General features: G+C 61.8%; 23 protein-coding genes and 1 tRNA gene. 14 read left to right on the forward strand and 10 right to left on the reverse strand.

Annotated elements, in window-relative coordinates; all coding sequences use genetic code 11:
- Positions 1–19: 19 nt before the first annotated feature.
- The 5 genes from PSEMO_RS18550 to PSEMO_RS18570 form a co-directional block, all read right to left on the reverse strand.
- Positions 20–1,543 (reverse strand): AMP-binding protein, encoded by a 1,524-nt coding sequence (locus tag PSEMO_RS18550; protein ID WP_178392022.1) that lies wholly within the window; start codon positions 1,541–1,543, stop codon positions 20–22.
- Positions 1,544–1,668: 125 nt separating this feature from the next.
- The gene (locus PSEMO_RS18555; protein WP_081430284.1) at positions 1,669–2,520 is read right to left on the reverse strand and encodes a phosphate ABC transporter ATP-binding protein; all 852 of its coding nucleotides are present in this window, start codon (positions 2,518–2,520) and stop codon (positions 1,669–1,671) included.
- Between the two features lie 2 nt (positions 2,521–2,522).
- Positions 2,523–3,392, reverse strand: coding sequence for a phosphate ABC transporter permease PstA (gene pstA, locus PSEMO_RS18560; RefSeq protein WP_075804436.1), 870 nt, complete (start codon positions 3,390–3,392; stop codon positions 2,523–2,525).
- Positions 3,389–4,282, reverse strand: coding sequence for a phosphate ABC transporter permease subunit PstC (gene pstC / locus PSEMO_RS18565; RefSeq protein ID WP_218641246.1), 894 nt, complete (start codon positions 4,280–4,282; stop codon positions 3,389–3,391). The genes pstA and pstC overlap by 4 nt, the downstream gene beginning before the upstream one ends.
- 29 nt (positions 4,283–4,311) lie before the next feature.
- Positions 4,312–5,172, reverse strand: coding sequence for a phosphate ABC transporter substrate-binding protein (locus PSEMO_RS18570; RefSeq protein WP_081430285.1), 861 nt, complete (start codon positions 5,170–5,172; stop codon positions 4,312–4,314).
- Positions 5,173–5,353: 181 nt separating this feature from the next.
- Here PSEMO_RS18570 and PSEMO_RS18575 point away from each other — a divergent pair, with 181 nt between their 5' ends.
- The 7 genes from PSEMO_RS18575 to PSEMO_RS18605 all read left to right on the forward strand — a co-directional run bounded on the left by PSEMO_RS18575 (position 5,354) and on the right by PSEMO_RS18605 (position 11,699).
- Positions 5,354–6,202 carry a ferritin-like fold-containing protein gene (locus tag PSEMO_RS18575; protein ID WP_075804438.1) on the forward strand — a complete coding sequence of 283 codons (849 nt, stop codon included), beginning with the start codon at positions 5,354–5,356 and terminating at the stop codon, positions 6,200–6,202.
- A gap of 40 nt (positions 6,203–6,242) precedes the next feature.
- Positions 6,243–7,172 (forward strand): permease, encoded by a 930-nt coding sequence (locus PSEMO_RS18580; RefSeq protein WP_075804439.1) that lies wholly within the window; start codon positions 6,243–6,245, stop codon positions 7,170–7,172.
- A 24-nt stretch (positions 7,173–7,196) separates the two neighbouring features.
- On the forward strand, positions 7,197–7,625 hold the full coding sequence (locus PSEMO_RS18585) for a hypothetical protein (protein ID WP_075804440.1): 429 nt from the start codon (positions 7,197–7,199) through the stop codon (positions 7,623–7,625).
- Positions 7,622–8,830: an SDR family oxidoreductase gene (locus PSEMO_RS18590; protein WP_075804441.1), complete on the forward strand. Its 1,209-nt coding sequence runs from the start codon at positions 7,622–7,624 to the stop codon at positions 8,828–8,830. The genes PSEMO_RS18585 and PSEMO_RS18590 overlap by 4 nt, the downstream gene beginning before the upstream one ends.
- A gap of 40 nt (positions 8,831–8,870) precedes the next feature.
- Positions 8,871–9,881 (forward strand): hypothetical protein, encoded by a 1,011-nt coding sequence (locus PSEMO_RS18595; protein ID WP_075804442.1) that lies wholly within the window; start codon positions 8,871–8,873, stop codon positions 9,879–9,881.
- A gap of 116 nt (positions 9,882–9,997) precedes the next feature.
- Positions 9,998–10,681, forward strand: a complete 684-nt coding sequence (locus PSEMO_RS18600) for a response regulator transcription factor (RefSeq protein ID WP_075804443.1) — start codon at positions 9,998–10,000, stop codon at positions 10,679–10,681.
- Positions 10,682–11,147: 466 nt separating this feature from the next.
- Positions 11,148–11,699, forward strand: a complete 552-nt coding sequence (locus PSEMO_RS18605; protein ID WP_110969594.1) for a Panacea domain-containing protein — start codon at positions 11,148–11,150, stop codon at positions 11,697–11,699.
- A 519-nt stretch (positions 11,700–12,218) separates the two neighbouring features.
- On the opposite strand, the gene PSEMO_RS18615 is transcribed toward PSEMO_RS18605, so the two are convergent.
- The 4 genes from PSEMO_RS18615 to PSEMO_RS18630 all read right to left on the reverse strand — a co-directional run bounded on the left by PSEMO_RS18615 (position 12,219) and on the right by PSEMO_RS18630 (position 14,931).
- The gene (locus PSEMO_RS18615) at positions 12,219–13,331 is read right to left on the reverse strand and encodes a helix-turn-helix domain-containing protein (RefSeq protein WP_075804446.1); all 1,113 of its coding nucleotides are present in this window, start codon (positions 13,329–13,331) and stop codon (positions 12,219–12,221) included.
- Positions 13,328–13,990: a hypothetical protein gene (locus tag PSEMO_RS18620; RefSeq protein ID WP_075804447.1), complete on the reverse strand. Its 663-nt coding sequence runs from the start codon at positions 13,988–13,990 to the stop codon at positions 13,328–13,330. Before PSEMO_RS18620 ends, PSEMO_RS18615 begins: the two co-directional genes overlap by 4 nt.
- Positions 13,991–14,381: 391 nt before the next feature.
- Positions 14,382–14,457: transfer RNA gene (locus tag PSEMO_RS18625), tRNA-Thr, on the reverse strand.
- 57 nt (positions 14,458–14,514) lie between these two features.
- Positions 14,515–14,931 (reverse strand): pilin, encoded by a 417-nt coding sequence (locus tag PSEMO_RS18630; protein WP_075804448.1) that lies wholly within the window; start codon positions 14,929–14,931, stop codon positions 14,515–14,517.
- A 209-nt stretch (positions 14,932–15,140) separates the two neighbouring features.
- On the opposite strand from PSEMO_RS18630, the gene PSEMO_RS18635 reads away from it, so the two are divergent.
- From PSEMO_RS18635 to yacG, 4 genes are read left to right on the forward strand one after another with little or no spacing between them, the layout of a single operon-like run.
- Entirely contained in the window at positions 15,141–16,346 is a 1,206-nt protein-coding gene (locus PSEMO_RS18635; RefSeq protein ID WP_075804449.1) for a type II secretion system F family protein, read from the forward strand.
- A 1-nt stretch (position 16,347) separates the two neighbouring features.
- Positions 16,348–17,217 carry a prepilin peptidase gene (locus tag PSEMO_RS18640; RefSeq protein ID WP_075804450.1) on the forward strand — a complete coding sequence of 290 codons (870 nt, stop codon included), beginning with the start codon at positions 16,348–16,350 and terminating at the stop codon, positions 17,215–17,217.
- Positions 17,217–17,840 carry a dephospho-CoA kinase gene (gene coaE, locus PSEMO_RS18645; RefSeq protein WP_075804451.1) on the forward strand — a complete coding sequence of 208 codons (624 nt, stop codon included), beginning with the start codon at positions 17,217–17,219 and terminating at the stop codon, positions 17,838–17,840. Before PSEMO_RS18640 ends, coaE begins: the two co-directional genes overlap by 1 nt.
- Complete coding sequence (gene yacG / locus PSEMO_RS18650; protein ID WP_075804452.1) at positions 17,837–18,043, forward strand: DNA gyrase inhibitor YacG; 207 nt, start codon at positions 17,837–17,839, stop codon at positions 18,041–18,043. Before coaE ends, yacG begins: the two co-directional genes overlap by 4 nt.
- On the opposite strand, the gene PSEMO_RS18655 is transcribed toward yacG, so the two are convergent.
- Complete coding sequence (locus PSEMO_RS18655; RefSeq protein ID WP_075804453.1) at positions 18,037–18,723, reverse strand: energy-coupling factor ABC transporter permease; 687 nt, start codon at positions 18,721–18,723, stop codon at positions 18,037–18,039. The two genes, yacG and PSEMO_RS18655, sit on opposite strands and share 7 nt — an antisense overlap.
- Before the next feature lie 140 nt (positions 18,724–18,863).
- On the opposite strand from PSEMO_RS18655, the gene PSEMO_RS18660 reads away from it, so the two are divergent.
- The 3 genes from PSEMO_RS18660 (at position 18,864) to PSEMO_RS18670 (ending at position 21,262) form a co-directional block, all read left to right on the forward strand.
- A complete protein-coding gene (locus PSEMO_RS18660; protein WP_009403501.1) occupies positions 18,864–19,493 on the forward strand; it encodes a DUF1780 domain-containing protein in 630 nt (209 codons plus the stop codon).
- Positions 19,494–19,702: 209 nt separating this feature from the next.
- On the forward strand, positions 19,703–19,876 hold the full coding sequence (locus PSEMO_RS18665; protein ID WP_075804477.1) for a DUF3094 family protein: 174 nt from the start codon (positions 19,703–19,705) through the stop codon (positions 19,874–19,876).
- Positions 19,877–19,966: 90 nt separating this feature from the next.
- On the forward strand, positions 19,967–21,262 hold the full coding sequence (locus PSEMO_RS18670; RefSeq protein ID WP_075804454.1) for an NAD(P)/FAD-dependent oxidoreductase: 1,296 nt from the start codon (positions 19,967–19,969) through the stop codon (positions 21,260–21,262).
- Positions 21,263–21,272: the final 10 nt, after the last annotated feature.

Raw genomic sequence — 21,272 nt, forward strand, 5'->3', positions numbered from 1 at the left:
TCGATATTTGCGTCATGAGTCAGGCATCAGCACGTGAAGGAAGGGTTGGGGCAACATCGCTTTCGTTCTGGGGAGCGATTTGTGCTTTGAGGAGGTGTTTCTGGACCTTCGCCGAGGCGGTGTAGGGGAACGCATCCACGACGGTGCACCGGGTCGGGCACCAGCCCTCGAAGGCTTGCGCCAGCACCGCCTGCAGTTCGGCAACAACGGCGGCGGGCTCGGCATCGGGCGCCGCGACCCAGGCCAGAACGCTGCGACCGCTGCCCGGCTCGCAGATCACCAGCGCCGCATCCGCGACGCCCGACACCTGTCTGGCCCGGTGTTCGATCAAGGCGGAGCTGAGGGGAGCGCCACCGACCAGCAGCGAGTCGCTCAGCCGATCGCTGACATCGAGCCGTGCATCGGCCTGAAGGGTCGCGAAGTCGCCGGTCGCCAGCCAATCGTCCTGCTCGGCGCCGACGGCGACCCAGTGTCCCCGCACCATGAGTTCCCCAGCGCCCTCGGCCACGCATTCCGCATCGTCACCTCGCACTTCCAGCTCGATGCCGAATACCGGCTGGCCATGCCCCAGCGCAGTCGCGCTGCTATCGAACCGTTCAATGGTGGCCAGCGGCGAGGTCTCGGTCATGCCCCAGGCGTGACACACCTCGACGCCCAGTCGCTCCTGAATGAAATACGCCACCTCGAACGGCAGGCGGGTTCCTCCGACAACAGTCCGCCGCAACGTGCTGAAACGCTGCCCGGTCGCCTGCATGTAGCGAGCAAGCGCCAGCCAATGAGCCGACACCGCACCCAACACGGTGACCTGATGCTCTTCGATCCACTGGAACCATTGAGCCGGATCACGGGTTGGCGGAACCAGGATCAGCTCGGCGCCCACCATCGGGCACACGAACGGAGCGCCCCAGGCGCTGGCATGGAAGTTTTGCATCAGCGGCATGACCCGGTCGGCGCCGGTCAGTCCCATCGCGTCCGGCAATGCGCAAGCCCAGGTGTGCAGCAGCGTCGAGCGGTGCGTGTACTCGACGACCTTCGGCGTGCCGGTGGTGCCGGACGAGTAACAGACGTGGGAAAGGCTGTCCTCCGGAAACTGTGCCGCCACATAGCCCACCGCCCCCTCGGCGTTTCGATGGGTCATCGCGCGCACCGCAGATCCTGGCAGCAGCCCCTGAAACGCCTGTATCGCGCCGGCCGTAGCGACATCATGCAGCACCAGCTTCGGGCGAATCTGTTGAAGGAAGAGCCCCAGGTCTTCCGGGCGATGCTGTGGGTTCAGCAGGTGGGTGACCACGCCTTGGTCGAGTGCCCCGTAAAGCCAGGCCATCTGATCGAGCGAGCTCAGGCCAAAGCTGACGAGTGCATCGCCTGGCTGGAACCCGAGGGCATGGAGTTGCGCGGCGCAATCACGAGCGGTATCGGCCAGATCCGCGTAGGTCTGGCGTTGAACGGCGCCATCGAGAGCGATGGAAGTTACTTTCATTGCGGCGTGCACCCTTGCCGCATGCTTGAGCACATCATGGACATGGAGCGGGAGGGTTTTCACTCTCGCGGTCGGGTATTGCACGGGTTTAGCAGAGATAGTGTTCATGCGACCATGGTAGAAATCGCCGCGCTTTGCCCACAATGGAACCGATGTACCATGGCGTCCTGCCACGCCAACTGCTCGGTTCAGGCGAATTGCAGATAGGCCCGGGTCAGCTCGTGACGGGGCCTCTCGAAGACCTCCCGCGCCTTGCCGCACTCGATCAGCCGTCCCACGCCCTCGACCTTCCAGAACACCGCCACCTGATCGGCAACCCGGCGGGCCTGACTCAGGCTGTGGGTAACCAGGACAATGGTTCGCCGCTGCGACAGGCTTGAGATGAGCGCCTCGATGGTTTGCGTCGAGATAGGGTCGAGGGCACTGCAAGGCTCATCCATCAGCAGCACCTCCGGTCCGAGCACCAGCGCCCTGGCCAGGCACAAGCGCTGCTGCTGCCCACCAGACAGCGCCAGCGCCGGGCCGTCGAGGCGATCATGCACCTCATCCCATAAGCCCACTTCCTTGAGCGACGCCTCGATCCGCGTATCGATCTCGTCCCGCGCCTTGATTCCATGCTGCCGCAGCGCGAACTCAAGATTCTTGCGAATGGAGAAGGGAAACGGGTTGGGCCGCTGGAACAGCATCCCGACCTGGCGGCGCAACTGGGTCGGGTCCTTCAACAGCCGCTTGCCGTCCATCCAGCTGAAGCTGATCGAACCTGATACCGAGCACTCGGGAACCAGGTCGTTGAGGCGGTTCAGGCAGTGCAGCAAACTGGACTTGCCGCAGCCAGAGGGACCGATCAGCGCCGTGACCGAGTTTCGCGGTACCCGCAGGTTCACCCCCTCGACCACCACCCGCTTGCCGTAGCTCACCGACAGGTCCTGAATCTCGATATACCCTTCGGCCGCGGTATTCAGGTGCGTAACAGTGCCAGCGATGCTGGGCACGGCTCGCACCGAGGATTCGAGCGTTGCCGCCCCGGTCTTGTTGGTCATGGTCAATAACTCCCTGTCGTTGTGCCAGTCATGCGCCGCTGCATCCACCGGGTCAGGGCATGCACTGCGAAACTCAGCAGTGCCAGGAGCAGAAGAAGCGCGAGGGCCGATCCATAGGCGTTCGGCGTGCCGCCGGGTACGTTGGTGGCCAGATCGTAGATATGCACCGAGACACTGCGCCCCGAGTCGAGCAGGGACTCCGGCATCCGGTCCGAGTAACCGCTGGTGAACAGCAATACCGCCGTTTCGGCCAGGGCCCTGGTCAGCGCCAGCACGATCCCGGCGCAAATCCCCGGTAGCGCCACCGGCACCATCACCCGCAACAGCACGGCCTGCCGCGACAACCCCAGTGCCGCGCCACCCGCGCGATGAGCCGTGGCCGCCGCTTCCAGCGAAAACGCCAGCGAGCGGGCCAGGGTCGGAAGGATCATGCAGGCCAGGGTCAGGCCACCGGCCAGGATTGAGTAACCCAACCCCAACTGACGACAGAACAGGCTGAGACCGAAGAGCCCGAACACCACGGACGGTACGCCGGCCAGGATGTCCAGGCTGCAGCGCACAACCGTTGCAGGCCAGCCACCAGGTTTGAATCCTTCGGTCAGCATCACCGCCACCCCGAACGACAGTGGCAACGCGGCCGCCAGGCTGACCAACACGATGCCCAGCGTCGAAACCAGGATCGGCGCGATGCCGCCGCCACGGCCGGCATCGACCGGACTGGATGACATGAACTCCCAGCTCAGCACCTGTAGGCCGTTGCCGAACACCGTGAGCAACGGCCACAGGAGCATCGCGATCGCCCCGAGGGCCAGACCGTAGAGCAATGCCGTCCAGGCCAACTCCTTGAGTCGGGCCAAACTGATCGACCTCATACGCCCATCTCCCGCTGACGCCGGCCAACCCATTCGCCTGCCGCCACCAGCACGCTGACCAGCAACAGCATCAGCAAGCCAGCCACGAACAGAGAGGCCCGGTGATCGCCCATGGCGTAGGGCATCTCCAGCGCAATGTTGGCCGTCAGCGCCCGAACGGGCTCGAACAACGAAGTGGGGACCTGCACGATATTGCCGCAGACCATCAGGACCACCATGGTTTCCCCAATGGCCCTGGCCGCGCCGAGCACCATGGCGGAGAAAATGCCTTGCCTCGCCGCCGGCACGACAATTCGCAGCAGGGTCTGATTCTCGGAAACACCCAGTGCCGCAGCGCCCTGTACATAGGCGACCGGGACCGTCTGGAGGGCTGACTGGGTCAGGACGGTAATGGTCGGGATGATCATCAGGGCTACCACCAGGACACCGGCCAGCAGGCTGGCCCCTGGAGGACTCCACAGGTTGATGATCGGCACGATGGCACTCACGCCCCAGAGGCCGTAGACCACCGTCGGCACGGCCGCACTGAGCTCCACCAGATTGCGCATCAACCGCGCCAGCCCGCTGGGGGCCTTGAACGTGGTGACCAGCGATATCGCCAGGCTCAACGGCGTCGCCACCAGCAGCGCCCCGACCGTCAGGTAGAGGCTGGCCACGACCATCGGCGTCATATTGAAACTGGCATCCCTCGGCCACCAGCCTTCGTCGGTGAAGAACCGGGTGAAGCCTCCCTTGCTGATCAGCGGGAGCGCCTCACCCAGGAGAAACGCAACGATCAGGAACACGATCGCCGCCCCGAGCAAGGCCAGCATGGTCATTGCCGACCAGAACGCCCATCCGCGCAACGCCGACGGCGGCGGTGAGATCGACTCAATGATAGGTAGTGTCATGAAGCGGCCCTAGCCAGCAACGCCGGTCGTTATTTCACGACCGGGATGAAGTACATCCGCGTGACGAAGTCCTCGGCCTGCTTCGATTGCGCATAGGCCACGAAGTCCTGGACCTGCTCATTCAGCGGCGTCTTGTAGACCAGGTTCAGGTCACGGCTGATCGCATACTGCCCCGAGGCCACGGAAGCGGTCGAAGGCACCTGGTCACCCATGGGGATCAGGCGAATGGCCGCGCCTTGCCCGGCTTCGTACTCCGCAGAGCCGATGGAGACGTAGCCCACAGCGGCAGGCGATCCGGCGACGGTCTGAATCCCCTGCTGGTTGTCGCCGATGATGACGTGGGCCTTGATGTCCTTGTAGGGAATGCCGAAGAAGCTGCTGAAGATCTCCAGCGTGGAGCGGCCTTCGGCCTTGCTCACCACGGTGATCGGCGCGTCGTCGCCGCCTACTTCCTTCCAGTTGGTGATCTGGCCGGTGTAGATCCCGATGACCTGCTCCTTGCTCAGCCCGGCAACCGGGTTGCTCTTGTTGACGATCATGCCGATGCCGTCCTTGGCGATCAGTGCATGCTCAAGATCCTGCTCATCGGGCTTGAGGTCACGAGAGACCATGCCAAGCACGGCGGTACCGCTGCGCACATCCATGATGCCGCGTGCACTTCCGCCCGCCTGCACCTCGATGCGAACCCCCGGATGCTCCTGCTCATAGGCCTTGGCCAGCTCGCTGATCAGTGGTGCGATAGTGCTGGCACCGACGACGCTGACGCGCATCGACTTGGTGTCAGCCTTCGGTTCTGCTTCGCGGTTACAGCCAGACAGGCAGAGCAACGCCCCCAGCATCCACAGCGCAGGCACACCAACGTGCCGGGCTGCCCAGGTTCTTGTTTTCATCGTGTTCCCCAGCTTCTTCCATGAAACGCACCGAGTGACCAATGCGTCGTGATCTGACTCATGGTAGGGGGTAGCGGCCTGGGCTTTGAATAGAAGCTATGTACTATGGCCCGGCGCCAGCAGCCTCCCGACAATTGTCGCGGCAAGGGAATGCCCTTGAAGCCTAATGGGAGGACAAGAAATGCAAGAAGCATCCGTCGGCACTCAGCCAACTTCACACGCCCCGATCGACCTGCGCTCCGTCAGCCGCCGCGAAGTGCTCGGCACCGAGCACAACAAGAGCGACGGCTACTTCAACCTGCTGGCCTACATCGCCTCGAACGCGATCGCAGGCGAGATCATGGCGGTGGAAAACTACTCGGAAATGGTCCCGCTGATGCCGGACACCGAGAGCAAGATCGAGACCGTCAAGCAGGCCCACGAAGAGTCCAAGCACATCCAGATGCTGGCCAGCCTGGGCAAGCGCCACGACTACAACGTCATGCGCGAGATCGTCGAACCGCAGTGGTTCAACATCCGCCGGCACTTCAGCACCGCCGTGCAGAACAAGGACCTGGCGGCCTGCCTGGTGATCCAGGACCTGATGACCGAAACCATGGCCATCGTGCTGTACCGCACCCTGGTGCGTCAGGGCGACCCGGACACCGCAGCACTGGCCAACAAGATCCTCGACGACGAGCTGGAGCACCTGGAAATCGGCCTGGCGCGCATCCGCAGTCTGATCGTCCAGGATCCGGAAGGCGTCCACGAGAGCCTGAAATGGGCTCACCACCGCGTCATGCCTGAGCTGTTCAGCATGGTCAGCACCGGCTGCCACTTCCTCTGCGACCGCCTGAACATCGATTGCGCTTCCCTATCGCTGGGCGACCTGAAGACCGACATCGACGAAATCCGCATCGAGGCGCTGGATACCTACGTCGAGACCCTCGACAAGGCCGACTTCGACCCGGTGGTAACTGCCGCCCTGATCGAGTCGATGCAGACCTACGGCGGTACCCCGTCCTTGAACGCAGGGCTGGCCAACGCCTAAGCGTTGTTCCAGCCCGCCCATCAGTAACGGCGGAGCTTGTATGTCCGATAACACGACCTTAGCGCAGGGTGTTCGCGCCTTCTTCGAGTTCCTGCTCATGGATGGTGCCCTGCTCATTGGGCTTTTCCTGCTGGTCACCTGGTCCGTGGTGATGCTGCAGCAGAAGATGCCCTTTCAGGCGACCCAAGGCTCGCTGCTTGGCTCATCTGGCTGGCGTTCGGCCTTTGCTGCCAGCGTGGGCGGCGTGATTACCCCGTTCTGCTCGTGCTCAACCATTCCCGTGCTGAGCGGCATGCTCAGGGCGGGGGTGGGTTTCGTTCCGAGCTTCGCCTTTCTGGTGGCGTCCCCGGTGGTCAACGAAGGCGTCTTCATCCTGCTGTTCCTGACCGTCGGATTCATCCCCGGGGCGGTGTTCATCATCGCCGGCCTTGCCCTGACCTCGGCGGCCGGCGTGATCGCAGGCCGCCTTGGATTGGCCAAGCACGTCACCATCACCCCAGCGCCACAGAGCAGCGCAACCTTCCTGGGGCAGAAAGTCGCCGCCTGGCCGGGCTGGCAACCGGCAAGCCGCTTCGCCTGGCTGGCCGCCAAACAGGAACTGCGCACCGTTGCACCGTACCTGCTGGTCGGCCTGCTGATCGGCGGCCTGATCTACGGCGCCGTGCCCAAGGACATGCTCATGGGCCTCGTCGATCGCTTGCCGGCCGCCTGGCTCTATCTGGCTTGCGCACTGGTCGGCGTGCCGCTCTACATCTCGCCCATCGCAGCACTGCCCATCGGCTTCGCGTTGATCGAGAAGGGCTTCCCGGTCGGACCGCTGGTGACTTTCCTCGTGGCCGCGATCGGCACCAGCCCGCCCGAGGTGATGCTGCTGTTCAGGCTTTTCAGACTCCCATTGGTGATAGCCCACACCCTGACCGTCGTTCTCTGCGCCCTGGCGCTGGGCCTGGCCGTCGCTCTCGTGCTGTAACCACTCAATCAAGAGGGACAAGACATGTTCGGTTTCTTCAACAAGGCCTCGGACGCAGATATCGCCCAGGTCAAACGCGCGCTGGGCAACGAGGCCGTAGTGGTGCTCTCCGCCAGTTGCTGCATGCCCGGTACCAACGAAGTCGATGAACAGATCGAGAAAGCCGCGCAGGCGGCTCTGGCTGCTGCCAAGCTCGACTGGCCGGTGCTGACCGTCACCGTGACCACGGCACAAACCATCCTGCCGAAGATCACCTCCGAGCTGAATGCAGCCGAAGGCGCACTGGCCCAGCAGGTGTCCGAGCTGTTCATGGCCCACGGCCTGAGCGCATTCCCGATCGTCATCGTCGATCAGAAACTGCTGTCCTACGGCGGCGTACCCGACCAAGCGATGATCCAGGGCGCGTTGCCCACTACCACGGCGCCCAACGTGGCAAGCGGAGGAGCCCGATGAACACGCCTCTCCAGACCGCACGCCATGGAGGGCGTGTCTTCCTCACTGGCGGTACCGGTTTCCTGGGAGCCTTGATGGCCGCCCAGATGCTCAGCGATGGCTGGGCGGATCATCTGGTCCTGCCGTCCCGCCGTGAAGTGGAAACCGGCAGCATTCCCGAGGAGGTCCAGCGCGAGCTGTTCGCCCTGGGCAAAAACCCGGACGACGTTGCCGGACAGATCACCACGGTTCACTGGCAAGGCGCCGAAACCGCCACGGTCGAGCTGCTGGAAAACACCCTGCGCGCGGGCAAGGTGGACACCATCGTTCACTGCGCCGGGTGCCTGGACTACTTCGACAACGACGCCCTGCAGGCAATGAACGTCGATTTCACCGAAAGACTGACCATCGCGGCAAAGCGTGCCGGGGTGAGCTTCTTCATTTTTGTATCCACTGCCTACTCGGCGGGTTACTCCGGTGCACCAGTGCCCGAAACCGCTCTGAGCGAGCCGCCGAAAGACCCGACCAACTACACACTGACCAAGCGCGCTGCGGAGCGAGTGGTTGCCGAGTGTGGCATCCCGTTCCTGGTGGCCCGGCCGTCGATCGTCATCGGCAGCTCGGTGGACGGACGCTATAGCGGCAAGCGCTATGGTCTGTATCAGCAATGGATGGGCATCGAACGGCTGCTGTCGGACCGGCACCACGCCGAGCTGCACACCGTTGCCACTGACCAAGCGCTCAACCTGCTGCATCAGGACGTGTTCCAGGCCAGTATCGCCAGCATCTTCCGCTGGGTGCCGGCGGGGGAATATGTGAACCTGGTGGTGGACGACCAGACCAGCCCGTCCATGCGCGACCTGTGGCGAGTCTTCTGCGAGGTCACCCGCCCTAACACGGTGATCTTCTACGACAGCCTGCAGGACGTGGACCTCAAGGCCATCAACATCCGCCAGCGCGGCTACCTGACCTTCGCCCAGACCAACCTGGAGATCGGTGCTTACCCATGGGCGTTCGATCGCCAATGGCTGCGAACCTTGCGTGAGCATGGACTGCACTTCACCGAAACCACGATGGAAACGCTGAAGGTGTGCCAGGACCGGTTCGTTCGCTCCTCCCAACCCATTCAGCGCTACCTCGAACGCTTTGCTGCGGATCTGCCGGCACGTACCGAGTTCCGTCACCACCTGGACACCCTGGACCTCGCCGCCAATGAACATGCTTGATACCGCAGCCACAAGGCTGGAACCCTGGCAGCGGGAGCTGATGCACATTGCCTCCGTGGTAGGCGACGATCTCGACCGTGAGGCGAATGGCGCCGACTCACCGCGCACGCTCTGGTGGGGTGGCGCGTACTCCGACCTGCTCGCCATGTGCGCCGATGCCTTCCGTGGCGAACTGCTTATCGCAGACCACGAACCGCGCTCCCTGCGTAAAAGCACGGCGCTGGTCAGCAAGGCCCGGGCCGTTCGACTCATGGCGCTGCCGGACCTGTCCCGCGATGCCGGCGTGATCGAGACGCTGCTCCAAGGCGCGGTGCTACGCGACATCGACGGCTACCTCGCCCTGGAGGAAAAGCTGCGCTTCGGGATCGAGCGTTCGCCTGCCGTAGCGACAGGCTGGGCCAGCCGGATCGTCATGGACTTCACCCTGAACCGGGTCAGCGCCGAAGCCGAGCAGCAACTGCTGGCCGAGGCCTTCCGGGCACTCAGCCTGACCGGCTCCGTTATCTGCGGGGTACTGGTGAGCGACGAGCCATTGGCGTCCCTGCACAACGTCCGCTCCGCGCCGGCCGGTGCAGCGCTCAGGATTCCATCCGAGACCGCCGTCATTGCTGCCTTCGAACGCGCGGGTTTTCACGGGATAACCCTGCATTGGTCGGCGACGGCCCACGAAGCCATCGACAGGATCGGTGATGCGGAAGTCCGGATGTGCACGGTCCAGGCCTACAAGGGCAAGCAAGGGCCTTGCTGGGAGTTGGGTCAGGCCGTCATGTACCGGGGGCCGTGGAGCGAAGTCCGTGACGACGATGGCCACGTGTATCGGCGCGGGGAGCGGGTCGCGGTGTGTGCCAAGACCTACGACCTCATGATGCGGGCACCCTATGAAGGTTCGTTCCTCGGACTGCGCAGCGTGAACGAGCCGCCACTGGCCGAAGCGGTGCTGTTCGACTGCAATACGCCGGCATTGAGAGACCCGAAGGTGACCAAGGGGTTGGCACCGTTTGAAGGGGCTCAAGCGGCAGCTTGCTGCTCGGGTTCAACTGGATGCTGCTGACGCCCTGTCAGTAGCGATTGTCGCGAGGGGCCGTATGGGCCATATAATCCCCAACCGGCCTCTCATACGCACCCACCAAGCGCTGACGGGGTCACAATCAGCAGGGAGTGCGGACTATGGAACATGTCGAAAACACCTGGCAGGGGCTTGAGGACTTTCTCCAGACAGCCCCGGCTCGGGATCTGGACATCGACTGTACTGCCGTAGGTATCGCCTCCGTCAAAGGGCCCACGGTCCACTTCAAGGAAATCCTCTTTCTTGAAGGCGAGATCCACGAAGACCCTGAAACCCTGCAAAGCCACTGCGCTTCGCTTGTTGCACTCTGGGCTGCGGTCAAGGCCCCCTCCCTCATCGACCTCGGACAGTGCTCCTGCATCGGTCGCCGCCTGCTCCTTCAGGAGCCGACCCTGGGCAGACGCTTCGCCATTCACGCTACCGAGATAAACGACAGTACCCTGCTATTTGCAGTCATTAGCTCGACCAAGCGCTGGAAGGATGTCGAGACGGTCAAATGCCTGATAACGGAGTTGGTGGCGCTTGCCGATCATGTCAGTGACAAGAACGACTTGAGAGCCGAAGAGACCGAGGCCCAGCAGGACACCGGTCTGAACTGGTATCAGTTCACAAGTCGCGAAGTAGATATCCTGAAGCTGGTTGCCGCTGGGAACAGTAACAAGCAGATCGCCCGCGAACTGGGCTCAAGCCCTAACACTGTGCGGAACCAGATTCATGCGCTGTTCAGGAAGGCGGAGGTGACTAATAGGACTGAGTTGGCGTTGAGGGTTGCTGCGGCAACCTAATGTTGCGCGCCTCAGGACGGGGTCATGCGGGCCGTCACCCAAAAGCCTGGTGAGGCGTGCGACTTAACACGACCCTTTCGTCATCTGCGTCTCGCCTGAGTACATCAGGGCCTGTGATCTGAGATAACGAGAGCGGCCCGCACTTCGGAACCAGTTCGGCACCACGCAGAACGTGATGAAAACCGGATCACCACAGGATGCCCTAATGCGTCCTATTTTTCTCACTGTGCAATCGGTTTGCCACCATGTCGTCGCTTGCTTGCTTGCGCACTCCAAAAGCGTGCTATACCCAGATCAAGGATCGTGGTACTCAGCCGATAGAGGATGTATCAGGAGGGGCGTAGCTCGACCGCTCGTCAGCTACTTTGGGACGCCCCACTGGTTCTATTGACTAAAGGATACATGCGCCCATAATTTCGCGCCCGCGAACCCGTAATGCCCATGGATGGCGCAAGAGAGGTGACTCTTGATTTTTTCCGAACAAAAAGTAGCCCACATGGCGGCTTTCTTTTTGGCTCGCCGCGAGGGCCCAATGGCCCACATCAAGCTGATGAAGCTGCTCTATTTGGCTGATCGCTTGAGCATGGAACGTTATGACGCTCCTATGTCAGATGATGCCCAGTGCAACATGAAAAACGGTCCAGTTCTGTCTGCAACCTTCGACCTGATGAAAGGCACCCGCAGAAGTGAAGCATGGAGCTCGTTCATTTCCCCAATCGACGATAACGAAGTGACTCTGCAGAGAGACTTTGCATGGGATGAGCTTGATGAGTTGTCTCGGGCCGATTTGAAAATTCTCGACGAAGTGTTCGTCAAGTTCGGTCACATGAAGCGCTGGGACCTAGTGGAGTATGTCCATACTCTTCCTGAATGGGAGAACCCAGGCGACACCAGCAAGCCGATCGACACTGAAGTAACCTTCAAATCCTTTGGGCTCAACGAGATGCAAGCTCATGAAAAGGTGGGGATGCTTCGAAGCCGCAAGTTGCTTGGTTTGAAACTCGCTGAGATGAAGTAATGCCGCCAAGGACTGTCTTTCAGCAGGGAACGCTCTTCATCCTCACTGGCCCTACACACCACCTGCACGTCGTTATGAACGATCCGGTTCACTGCGGAGAGTTGAACGATATGAGCGTGCTGGTGGTGAATTTCTCAACTGTTCAGCCCGGAGCCTTTCATGATCCTGCATGCGTGCTCCAGGCAGGCTGCCATCCGTTCATCACTCGCGAGAGCTTTGTCGTCTATAGAGGGGCCACTGTGCTGAGAGTCCCGCGCCTGGAAGACCAGATTATCGCAGGGCATGTACGACCCGACTCGCCTGTCAGCCAGAACGTATACAACCAAGTCCGAGCTGGCTTCGATGTGTCAGACTTGGTTGCAGCTAAAATCTCTCGCTATCTACGCAGACACGGCATCTAGGTATCTGCGATCAGGTCCGGAAGGTGACTTGGCGGGATGGTTGCGTCTAGAAGCTAGTGTTTTGTGCCAACAAAGCCGCCTGTGATGGCGGCTTTTTGGTGTAAAGGCCTTACGAGGGTCAAGTTTTAACCAATCGTAGATTGGGCTTCTTTCTTGGTACGGTAACCGGTTGAGCTGCCAAGTCTCCGCTTATGGCAACGGGAGCCATACTGAACAGGATTGGAATCAGGTCATCGACCGCGACATCCAACTCTCTTGCAATTCCGCTCAAGGAGCGACCAGTATCTCTAGCGAGCCCCAAGACTTTTTGAAGCACCTGTGACGTTTCTCTTTGAGAACTCTCCGGCTCCTGAGTTCTGGCCCCCATCGTGGAAAGCTCGATACAGATACTTCTATAGATCCACTCCGAGAGGACGCTGGTTTTGTGAAGGCGGTAGGCCAACGCCATCGCCGAGACATTCCAGAGCTTTTTGGCGCGCACAATGTCCTTTACAGAGCGAATGTTCCAGCCGTGAGCGAGGATGCTTTGATAGGGCATGAGAAAGGCTGACGCGAAAGCATTCGCCTCGTTCTCCACCTCTTTACCCTTGTTGCTGCCATGTCTGTGCAGCACCAAGTGCCCGAGCTCATGGGCGGCATCAAACCGACTCGCCTCTGCAGACTTCTGGGTATTCAGGAAAACGAACGGCGTGGTGCCTTTTCTCCAACAAGAAAATGCGTTGACCTGATTGGTTTCTTCGGCCAAGGAAAAAACTCTGACGCCCTTCAGCTCAAGAAGGTGTACCAGATTTCTAATGGGTAGCTGACCTAAACCCCACTCAACACGTACCGCCTCTGCAGCGGCCTCGGGATCCATACCGGAACAGTCCGGAACCATAGGGCTCGGCAAGTTAAATCGCGAATCGATCCAATCGCTTAGCATGTACGCAATACCACCGGCGGCAAGAGCTGCATCACGCTGGCCAGCAGTCATTCGTGAAAAAGAACGGAAGCTCGCATTTTCTTCCGTTGGGGCCTCTACATCGCGACCACTAAAAAACGTAATCGGGAAGCCAAGGGCCTGGGCAATATTGCCCAAGCTCTCTTCTGTTGGGAGTTGATCCCCACTCTCGTACAAAGAAATCGTCTTGCTGCTGAGCAATGTTGCGTCCGCAAGCGATTTCTTGGTCCATCCACGGCGTTGACGAGCTAGCACCAAACGGGCCGGATTGAAATCGCTTATGTCGTTCATGTTCTCGGTGTCACAGGAATATCGATAGAGGGACTGGTGTCCGCCCCACCGAAATCTTCGGGGGCATTAAGGTTCAGGGGCGGCATGATAAAGCGCGGCTGCCATCCGTCAACCTTGCCGTTGTCGGCCATGTTCATCGGCCTAGAGAGCTCGTAATGCACAATTTGATTTTCCACATCGACGTAGAAAAGCAGCATCCAAAGGATCTGCTCAGCAGTCGTGTCCAGTGGGAGTCGTTGCCTATCGCTGAGTTCCACCGGGAACATGTCCAACTGGCGAACATTGTAGTGAACGCTGCGACTGGTCCGGTTGCCTCTCTTGTTACGTGTAAGCGGTATGGCATAGGGGTTGCCCGTATTCTCATCACCGCAACACAGCGTGATCGCATGCTTGTTATCTGGGGAAACAATCCGTGGCTGATTGCTAGGATCCGTGGGCTTCCAGCCTTTGGGAATGGTCAACGCACGAAGCGCCTCCGTGCCGTAGATCCAAGCCAATGTGCCCCTAGAGCCTTTCGGCTGCAGCGGGCCGGCATTCGAGGCTACGCGGTAGCACTGGAGAGCAATAGTGCGTAGCTCTTCAGCGGTAATGCCCAACAGACGCTCAATCGCTTGCTCAGGTGGCAAGCTCTCGACTTGATCCAGAAAATCCATGGCCATAGGGGGAACTCTCTTGTCGGGTTCCGATTTTTATACATCATTCGATGTAGAAAAAAAAGAAGCGCACTAAGAGTCACTTCGGACGCCTACTGGCGAGTTTGAGAGAAAAATGGGGCGGATAGAATCGCCAGCCCAACGCCGAATCAAGTGGCCTCCGCCTCCAATGACTCGCAAGTAGCTTGCGGTCGGCCATTGATCCGATCACTCCAGCCAGATGAGGAATCTGAAGCAAAAAGGGGCAGAAATCCTAATGTTTCCCAGCATGTAAACCAGCCGAGAGTCGGATCCAAGCTCGAACTCTTTCGAAATTCAGATTCTCCATCTTGCTAGCCCTGCGCTAGCCCGCCCCAAAAATAAAAAAGGCCTGCATCGCTGCAAGCCTTGATTTTACTGGTGCCGGAGACAGGAATCGAACCTGCGACCTTCGCGTTACGAGTGCGCTGCTCTACCGACTGAGCTACACCGGCGGTGGCAGCAACGCTACCACTGCCGCGCGGGTTACGCAATTCACTGTTTCCTAACGACTATTGAGCCGTGCCGGTACACCCCTTCGGCGCGAGATCTTCGCTGGCGTCGGTGCTGCACGCCCAGCCAGTGGCGGAGCGGGTCAGGGTGAGGACCTTGCCCAGCACCGGCGCCGGGGCGTCGAGCAGGGCGCAGGCGATGCTGCCGGTGCCGTTGGCCGCCGTGCCCGCGGCGGTGATGGTGCAGTGCGCCGTGCGTTCCTGCCCGCCAAGCTGGGTCGGGCCGGTGATGTCCTGGCCCTGGCTGAGACGCACTTCGAAGGCGGTCTTCAGCGCGCTGATCTCGGCCAGGCCAGCCGTGGCCTTGGTCCGCGCCTGGTGGTCGGTGTAGAACGGCATGGCAATGGTCATCAGCAGGCCGATGATGGCAATCACGATCATCAGTTCGATCAATGTAATACCGCGTTGCATCCTCATGGACGTATTCCCCATCTCAAATCCGTCAATCATTTCGCTCGGCCAAGCCGACAAGCGCGCCAGTAGGCCCGAACCGACATCTTTTGTCACCTCGCTGAACACGGCCGCCCGGCGTGGCTCGTCTACTCTAGTGCGGGCCGGGTAACGCTGCCGGCTGGAGCTGTAACGGAAATTGTGTTTGGCCAATTGCAACAAGGACGTGGCACTACATGAAAACCAGAACCTACAGCTGGCAGGGGGTCGACCGTAACGGCACCCGGGTCAGCGGCCGCAGCGACGGGCAGAGCCCGGCGCTGGTCAAGGCCATGCTGCGCAAACGCGGGATCCATACCACCCGCATCGGCCATTCACGACGGCTGGCCGCCTTGTATTGGTCACGGGAGATCAATGCCGCGCAATTGACCCAGCTCAGCCGCCATCTGGCCACGCTGTTCCAGGCCGGTATTCCCCTGCTGCACGGCCTCGATATCATCGCCGACGGCAGCCGTCACCCACGCATGATCAACCTGCTGGCCGCACTCAAGCGCGATATCGCCGCGGGCAATAGCCTGGCCGAGTCGCTGCGCAAGCATCCGCGCTATTTCGACACGCTTTACTGCAACCTGGTGGAGGTGGGCGAGACGTCCGGGCGCCTGGATACCCTGCTTGACCAACTGGCTACCTACCAGGAGAAACGCGCCGCCCTGCGCTCGCGCATGCGCAAGGCGATGCTGTATCCGTTGCTGGTGCTGATGGTCGGGCTGGGGGTGTCCAGCCTGCTGCTGTTGCAGGTGGTGCCCCAGTTCGAGGTGCTGTTCGCCGGCATGGGCGCGGAGCTGCCAGCCTTCACGCGGATGGTCATCGGTCTCGCCGGCTGGCTTTCCAGCCATCTGCTGGCGTTGAGCCTGGCGGTGGGGCTGACGGCCATTGGCGTGCGCCAGCTGTTTCGTCATCACCAGCGCTTTCATTTCCGGGTGCTGGGTATGGCCCACCGCCTACCGCTGGTGGGCACGCTGCTGCGGCATGCGGCCATGGCCCGCTTCGCCCGCACCCTGCACACCTGCTTCGCGGCCGGGATTCCGCTGATGGACGCCCTCGTGCCGGTGGCCAGGGCCAGCGGCAACGCATTGTATGAGCAGGCTATCGGCCGACTGCGCCATGATCTCGGCAATGGTCTGTCGCTGAGCACGGCGATGCGCGCCAGCCCATTGTTCCCCAACCTGTGCGTGCAGATGTGCAGTATCGGCGAGACATCCAGCACCCTCGACGATATGCTCGACCGCATTGCCAACCATCATGAACAGTCCATCGACCAGTTGATGGAAAGCCTGACCAGCCTGTTCGAGCCGGTGATCGTGCTGGTGCTCGGCCTGCTGGTCGGCAGCCTGGTGATTGCCATGTACCTGCCGATCTTCCAATTGGGCGATGTGATCTGAGATGAGCCTGTGGGACCTGTTCGTCAACCAGCCGTCGATCTACCTGGGCAGCGCCCTGCTGCTGGGGTTGATCGTCGGCAGTTTCCTCAATGTGCTGGTGCATCGCTTGCCGCTGATGATGGAGCGCCGCTGGCAGGCGGAAGCCCGTGATGCACTGGGGCTGGCGGAAGCTCCCGCAGGAGAGCGCTTCGACCTGCTGCTGCCCGCCTCCCATTGTCCGCATTGCCAGCATCGGATCCGCGCCTGGGAAAACATCCCGGTGCTGAGCTACCTGCTGCTGCGCGGTCGCTGTTCCGCCTGCAAGACCCGCATCAGCCCGCGCTACCCGCTGGTGGAACTGCTCAGCGCCGGGCTGACCCTGGTAGCCGCCTGGCATTTCGGGGTCAGCATCAGCGCGGCGGCCTTCATGCTGTTGAGCTGGGGGCTGCTGGCCCTGAGCCTGATCGATCTCGAGCACCAGTTACTGCACGACGCCCTGGTGTTGCCGCTGTTGTGGCTGGGCCTGATCGTCAATGCCTTCGGCCTGTTCGTGCCACTGGAGCAGGCGCTCTGGGGCGCAGTCGGGGGTTATCTGGTGCTGTGGTCGGTGTATTGGTTGTTTCGCCTGGTCACCGGCAAGGAAGGCATGGGCTATGGCGATTTCAAGTTGCTGGCAATGCTCGGTGCCTGGGGTGGCTGGCAGATCCTGCCGTTTATCCTGCTGTCCAGCTCGCTGCTGGGGGCGGTGGTCGGCCTGATCCTGCTGCGGGCGAAGGGCCGCGAAACCAGCACGCCAATTCCCTTCGGTCCCTATCTGGCACTGACGGGGTGGATCGCGCTGCTCTGGGGTGGTCAAATAACCACTTCCTATCTGCATTTCGCTGGATCCTGATGACAACACCCGCTTTCACCCCCTGGATTCTCGGCCTCACCGGAGGCATCGGCAGCGGCAAGAGCGCGGCCGCGCAACGTTTCGTCGAACTGGGCGTGCACCTGGTGGACGCCGACCAGGCCGCACGCTGGGTGGTCGAACCCGGTCGCCCGGCCCTGGCCAGCATCGTCGAGCGCTTCGGCCCGGGTATGCTGCTGGAAGACGGCCAACTCGATCGCGCCGCCCTGCGCCAGGTGATCTTCGCCGATCCCGAGCAGCGCCGCTGGGTCGAGGCCCTGCTCCACCCGTTGATCGGCCAGGAAATCTTCAGCTACCTGGCCAAGGCCGAATCGCCTTATGCGGTATTCGTTTCCCCCTTGATGATCGAGTCGGGACAATACAAACGCACCGACCGCCTGCTGGTGATAGACGCCCCGCAGGAGCTGCAGGTCCAGCGCACCCTGCTGCGCGACCAGACCAGCCCGGAACAGGTCCAGGCCATCCTCAAGGCCCAGGCCAACCGCGAGGAGCGCTTGCGCCACGCCGACGACATCCTGGTCAATGACCGCGATATCGCCTGGCTGCATTCGGAGGTCGACCGCCTGCACAACTTCTACCTGACTTTACGAGGAGGCCGCGAATGAGCCAGCCCGTCACCGTTGATTGCCCGACCTGCGGCGCCCCTGTCGAATGGAGCAGCGCCAGCACCTACCGGCCGTTCTGCTCCGATCGCTGCAAACTGATCGACCTCGGCGCCTGGGCCGCCGAAGAGCACAAGATTCCGGTAGCACCGGACGCCGAGGATGAGCTGTTCTCCGGCGAGCTGATGCCTCGCGAGCATCACTGAGGTTCGTCGTCCTTCCATGGGGCCTGCAGATAGCGGGTCCTGTTGAAGGTCTCCAGCCATTCCGGGCGGAACACCACCAGCGCACTGATCACCATGCCGTTGATAAAGGCTTCGGGGAACATGATCAGCCACAGGTAGCCGATAAAATCCTCCAGCCATTCCGGCATCGCGAAACGTCCGTCCAGCCATAGCACGCCAAGACTCGCCAGCAGGCACAGCAGTGCCGACAACGCGGCGGCGAAGAATCCCGAGCAGAAGATGTAGACGAACAGATTGCGCGGCTGCGCACGCTCGACCAGGATCGCGCAGCATTCGGTGACCAGCACCGGCACACCGATCAGCAGCACGCCGTTGACGCCCATGGCCGCAAGGTCCTGACGGCCGAGGGCAACCAGTCCCAACTGGGCGATAAAGGCGCCGAGTACCGCCAGCGGCCAGTCCAGCAGCAGCGTGACCGCGGTCAGGCCGATAAAGTGGTAGGAAACACCGGTATCGAAGTCCCTGCGCACCAGCCACAACGCGAACAGCGCGAACACCGTGCCGAACAGTAGATGCTGGCGCCGGCTGTCGGTGAACAGCTCGACCCAGCGCGTGCGCGCCACCGCCCACAGCAGCAGGGGCACGAAGGCCAGCCAGCCGAGGGTCAGGCTCAGGTCCGAAAGCAGTTGCGCGGCGATCACGGCAGGCAGCCCTTGTTCACGGGGAATCCTCGAAGTCTACACCCGCCTCGCCCTCCTGCCCTGCGCTGGCGCAGGCAAACCCGACCAGAATCAGCCACTTGCTCCGCGCAACCGGGCGATTGGGCGCTAAGCTTGTTCCCATGGACGACTCAGACTACCTGCGCCTGCTGACCCTTCAGGCCGAACAAGCCAATGCATTCCTGTCCAACGCGCGCAAATGGGAGCGCGAGCGTTGGGTCTGCCAGCGCCTGCTGCAAGGCTTGAACATTCCCTACCGTAGCGAGGACTTCACCCCCGCCGGGCAAGAGCCGCCGGATGTTTTGTTCCGCGATGCAGCGTTCGAGGTGTTTTTCGTCCTGGATGAAGGGCGGCGCTTGAACGATGAATGGCGCGAGGAGTTGCAGCGGCGGCGCAGTGCGTTTTCCCTGGCGCAACTGGTGCGCCGCGAAGCCCGGCCACGACGGATCGGCGCACCGGAGCTGTTGCAGCGCCTGGCGCCGACCTTGCGCAAGAAGGCGCACAACTACCGCGAACGCGGGCTGGACCTGGGCGAGCTGGATATCATCGCCTTCACCGCCCTGAAGCGGGAAACGCTGGACCTGAACAGCCACTTTCCGGCGCCGACCGAGTACCTGCGCCAGGGCTGGCGGTCGTTGTCGCTGGTGGGGCCGACCTTTGCCCGGGTGATCTTTGCCCATCCGGATGCGCCGGATTTCCTGAGGAGCAATCTGGGGCGCAGCATCGTTTTCGATGTGGGTATCAGTCTCTAGAACCCCATCTAACCCGCTCCCACAAAGTCCGCGTCGTGCTTTTGGGCGCTGTTCTCACAAAGCAGGATTGGCAGAAACCCATCAGCGGTGATACAAAGCGCAATCATTCCGCTCCCGAGCAGTTGCCGGCAGGTACGCCAGTGGCAAACGGCTACAGTGAACACTGTAGCTTTCCCACAGTCACAAGCGTCTACCTTGCCGAGGCCCACATGACCAGCCGCCTGACCCCCGAAGACCAGCGACGTGTCGATCAGTACCTGCAAGCCCCCCATCATCAAGTCGAGCGCAAGCCTTTCCGGCCGTGGCTGCTCCTTGCCCTGGTGGTTGGCGTGACCATAGGTCTGGGTGTGTTGAGCCGCCTCCTGAGTCTGTTGGTGCTATGAGCTGCCTCGCGCTCGCCCACGCCGCCCGCCCCTTGCGGCCGGATACTCAGGCCCCGAATTCGAATTCCGTAAACCTTATGAGATATCTCCATGACTCACCGCATCGTGATTGTCGGCGGCGGCGCCGGCGGCCTGGAACTGGCGACCCGCCTGGGCAAGACCCTGGGTAAGAAAGGCAGCGCCGAGATCACCCTGGTCGACGCCAACCTGACCCATATCTGGAAACCCTTGCTGCACGAAGTGGCCGCCGGCTCGCTGAACTCCTCGGAAGACGAACTGAACTACGTGGCCCAGGCCAAGTGGAATCACTTCCAGTTCCAGCTCGGCCGCATGAGCGGCCTGGACCGCGCCACCCAGCAGATCCAGCTGGCCGCCACCCTCGACGAGGACGGCCGCGAGCTGCTGCCTGCGCGTACCCTGGCCTATGACACCCTGGTGATCGCCGTCGGCAGCAACACCAACGACTTCGGCACCCTGGGCGCGGCGCAGCATTGCCTGTTCCTCGATACCCGCAAGCAGGCCGAGCGCTTCCACCAGCAACTGCTCAACCACTACCTGCGCGCCCATGCCGGCGACCAGGCTAAGGAAAAGATCAGCGTCGCCATCGTCGGCGCCGGTGCCACCGGGGTCGAACTGGCCGCCGAGCTGCACCACGCTGCCCATGAACTGGCGGCCTATGGCCTGGACCGGATCAAGCCGGAAGACATGCACATCACCCTCATCGAGGCCGGCCCGCGGGTTCTGCCAGCGCTGCCGGAACGCATCAGCGTGCCGGTGCACAAGACCCTGGAGAAACTCGGGGTGAAGGTCATGACCAACGCCGCAGTCAGCGAAGTCACTGCCGACAGCCTGAAGACCAGCAGTGGCGATGTGATCGAGGCGAGCCTTAAAGTCTGGGCCGCCGGGATCCGCGCGCCAGCCTTCCTCAAGGACATCGACGGCCTGGAAACCAACCGGATCAACCAGTTGGTAGTGCGTCCTACGCTGCAAACCACCCTGGACGACAATATCTTCGCCTTCGGTGATTGCGCCGCCTGTCCGCAGCCGGGCAGCGACCGCAATGTGCCGCCACGGGCCCAGGCCGCACACCAGCAGGCCTCGCTGCTGGCGAAAAGCCTGAAGGCCCGCCTGGAAGGCAAACCGCTGGGCACCTACGCCTACCGCGACTATGGCTCGCTGGTATCGCTGTCGCGCTTCTCGGCGGTCGGCAACCTGATGGGCAACCTGACCGGCAGCGTCATGCTGGAAGGCTGGCTGGCGCGGATGTTCTACGTGTCGCTGTACCGCATGCACCAGATGGCGCTGTATGGCACCTTCCGTACCCTGATGCTGATGATCGGCAGCCGGATCGGGCGTGGGACCGAGCCGCGGTTGAAGCTGCACTGATGGTGGCGGG

This window comes from Pseudomonas putida, from assembly GCF_001941965.1.
In the GTDB taxonomy this organism is placed as follows: domain Bacteria; phylum Pseudomonadota; class Gammaproteobacteria; order Pseudomonadales; family Pseudomonadaceae; genus Aquipseudomonas; species Aquipseudomonas putida_L.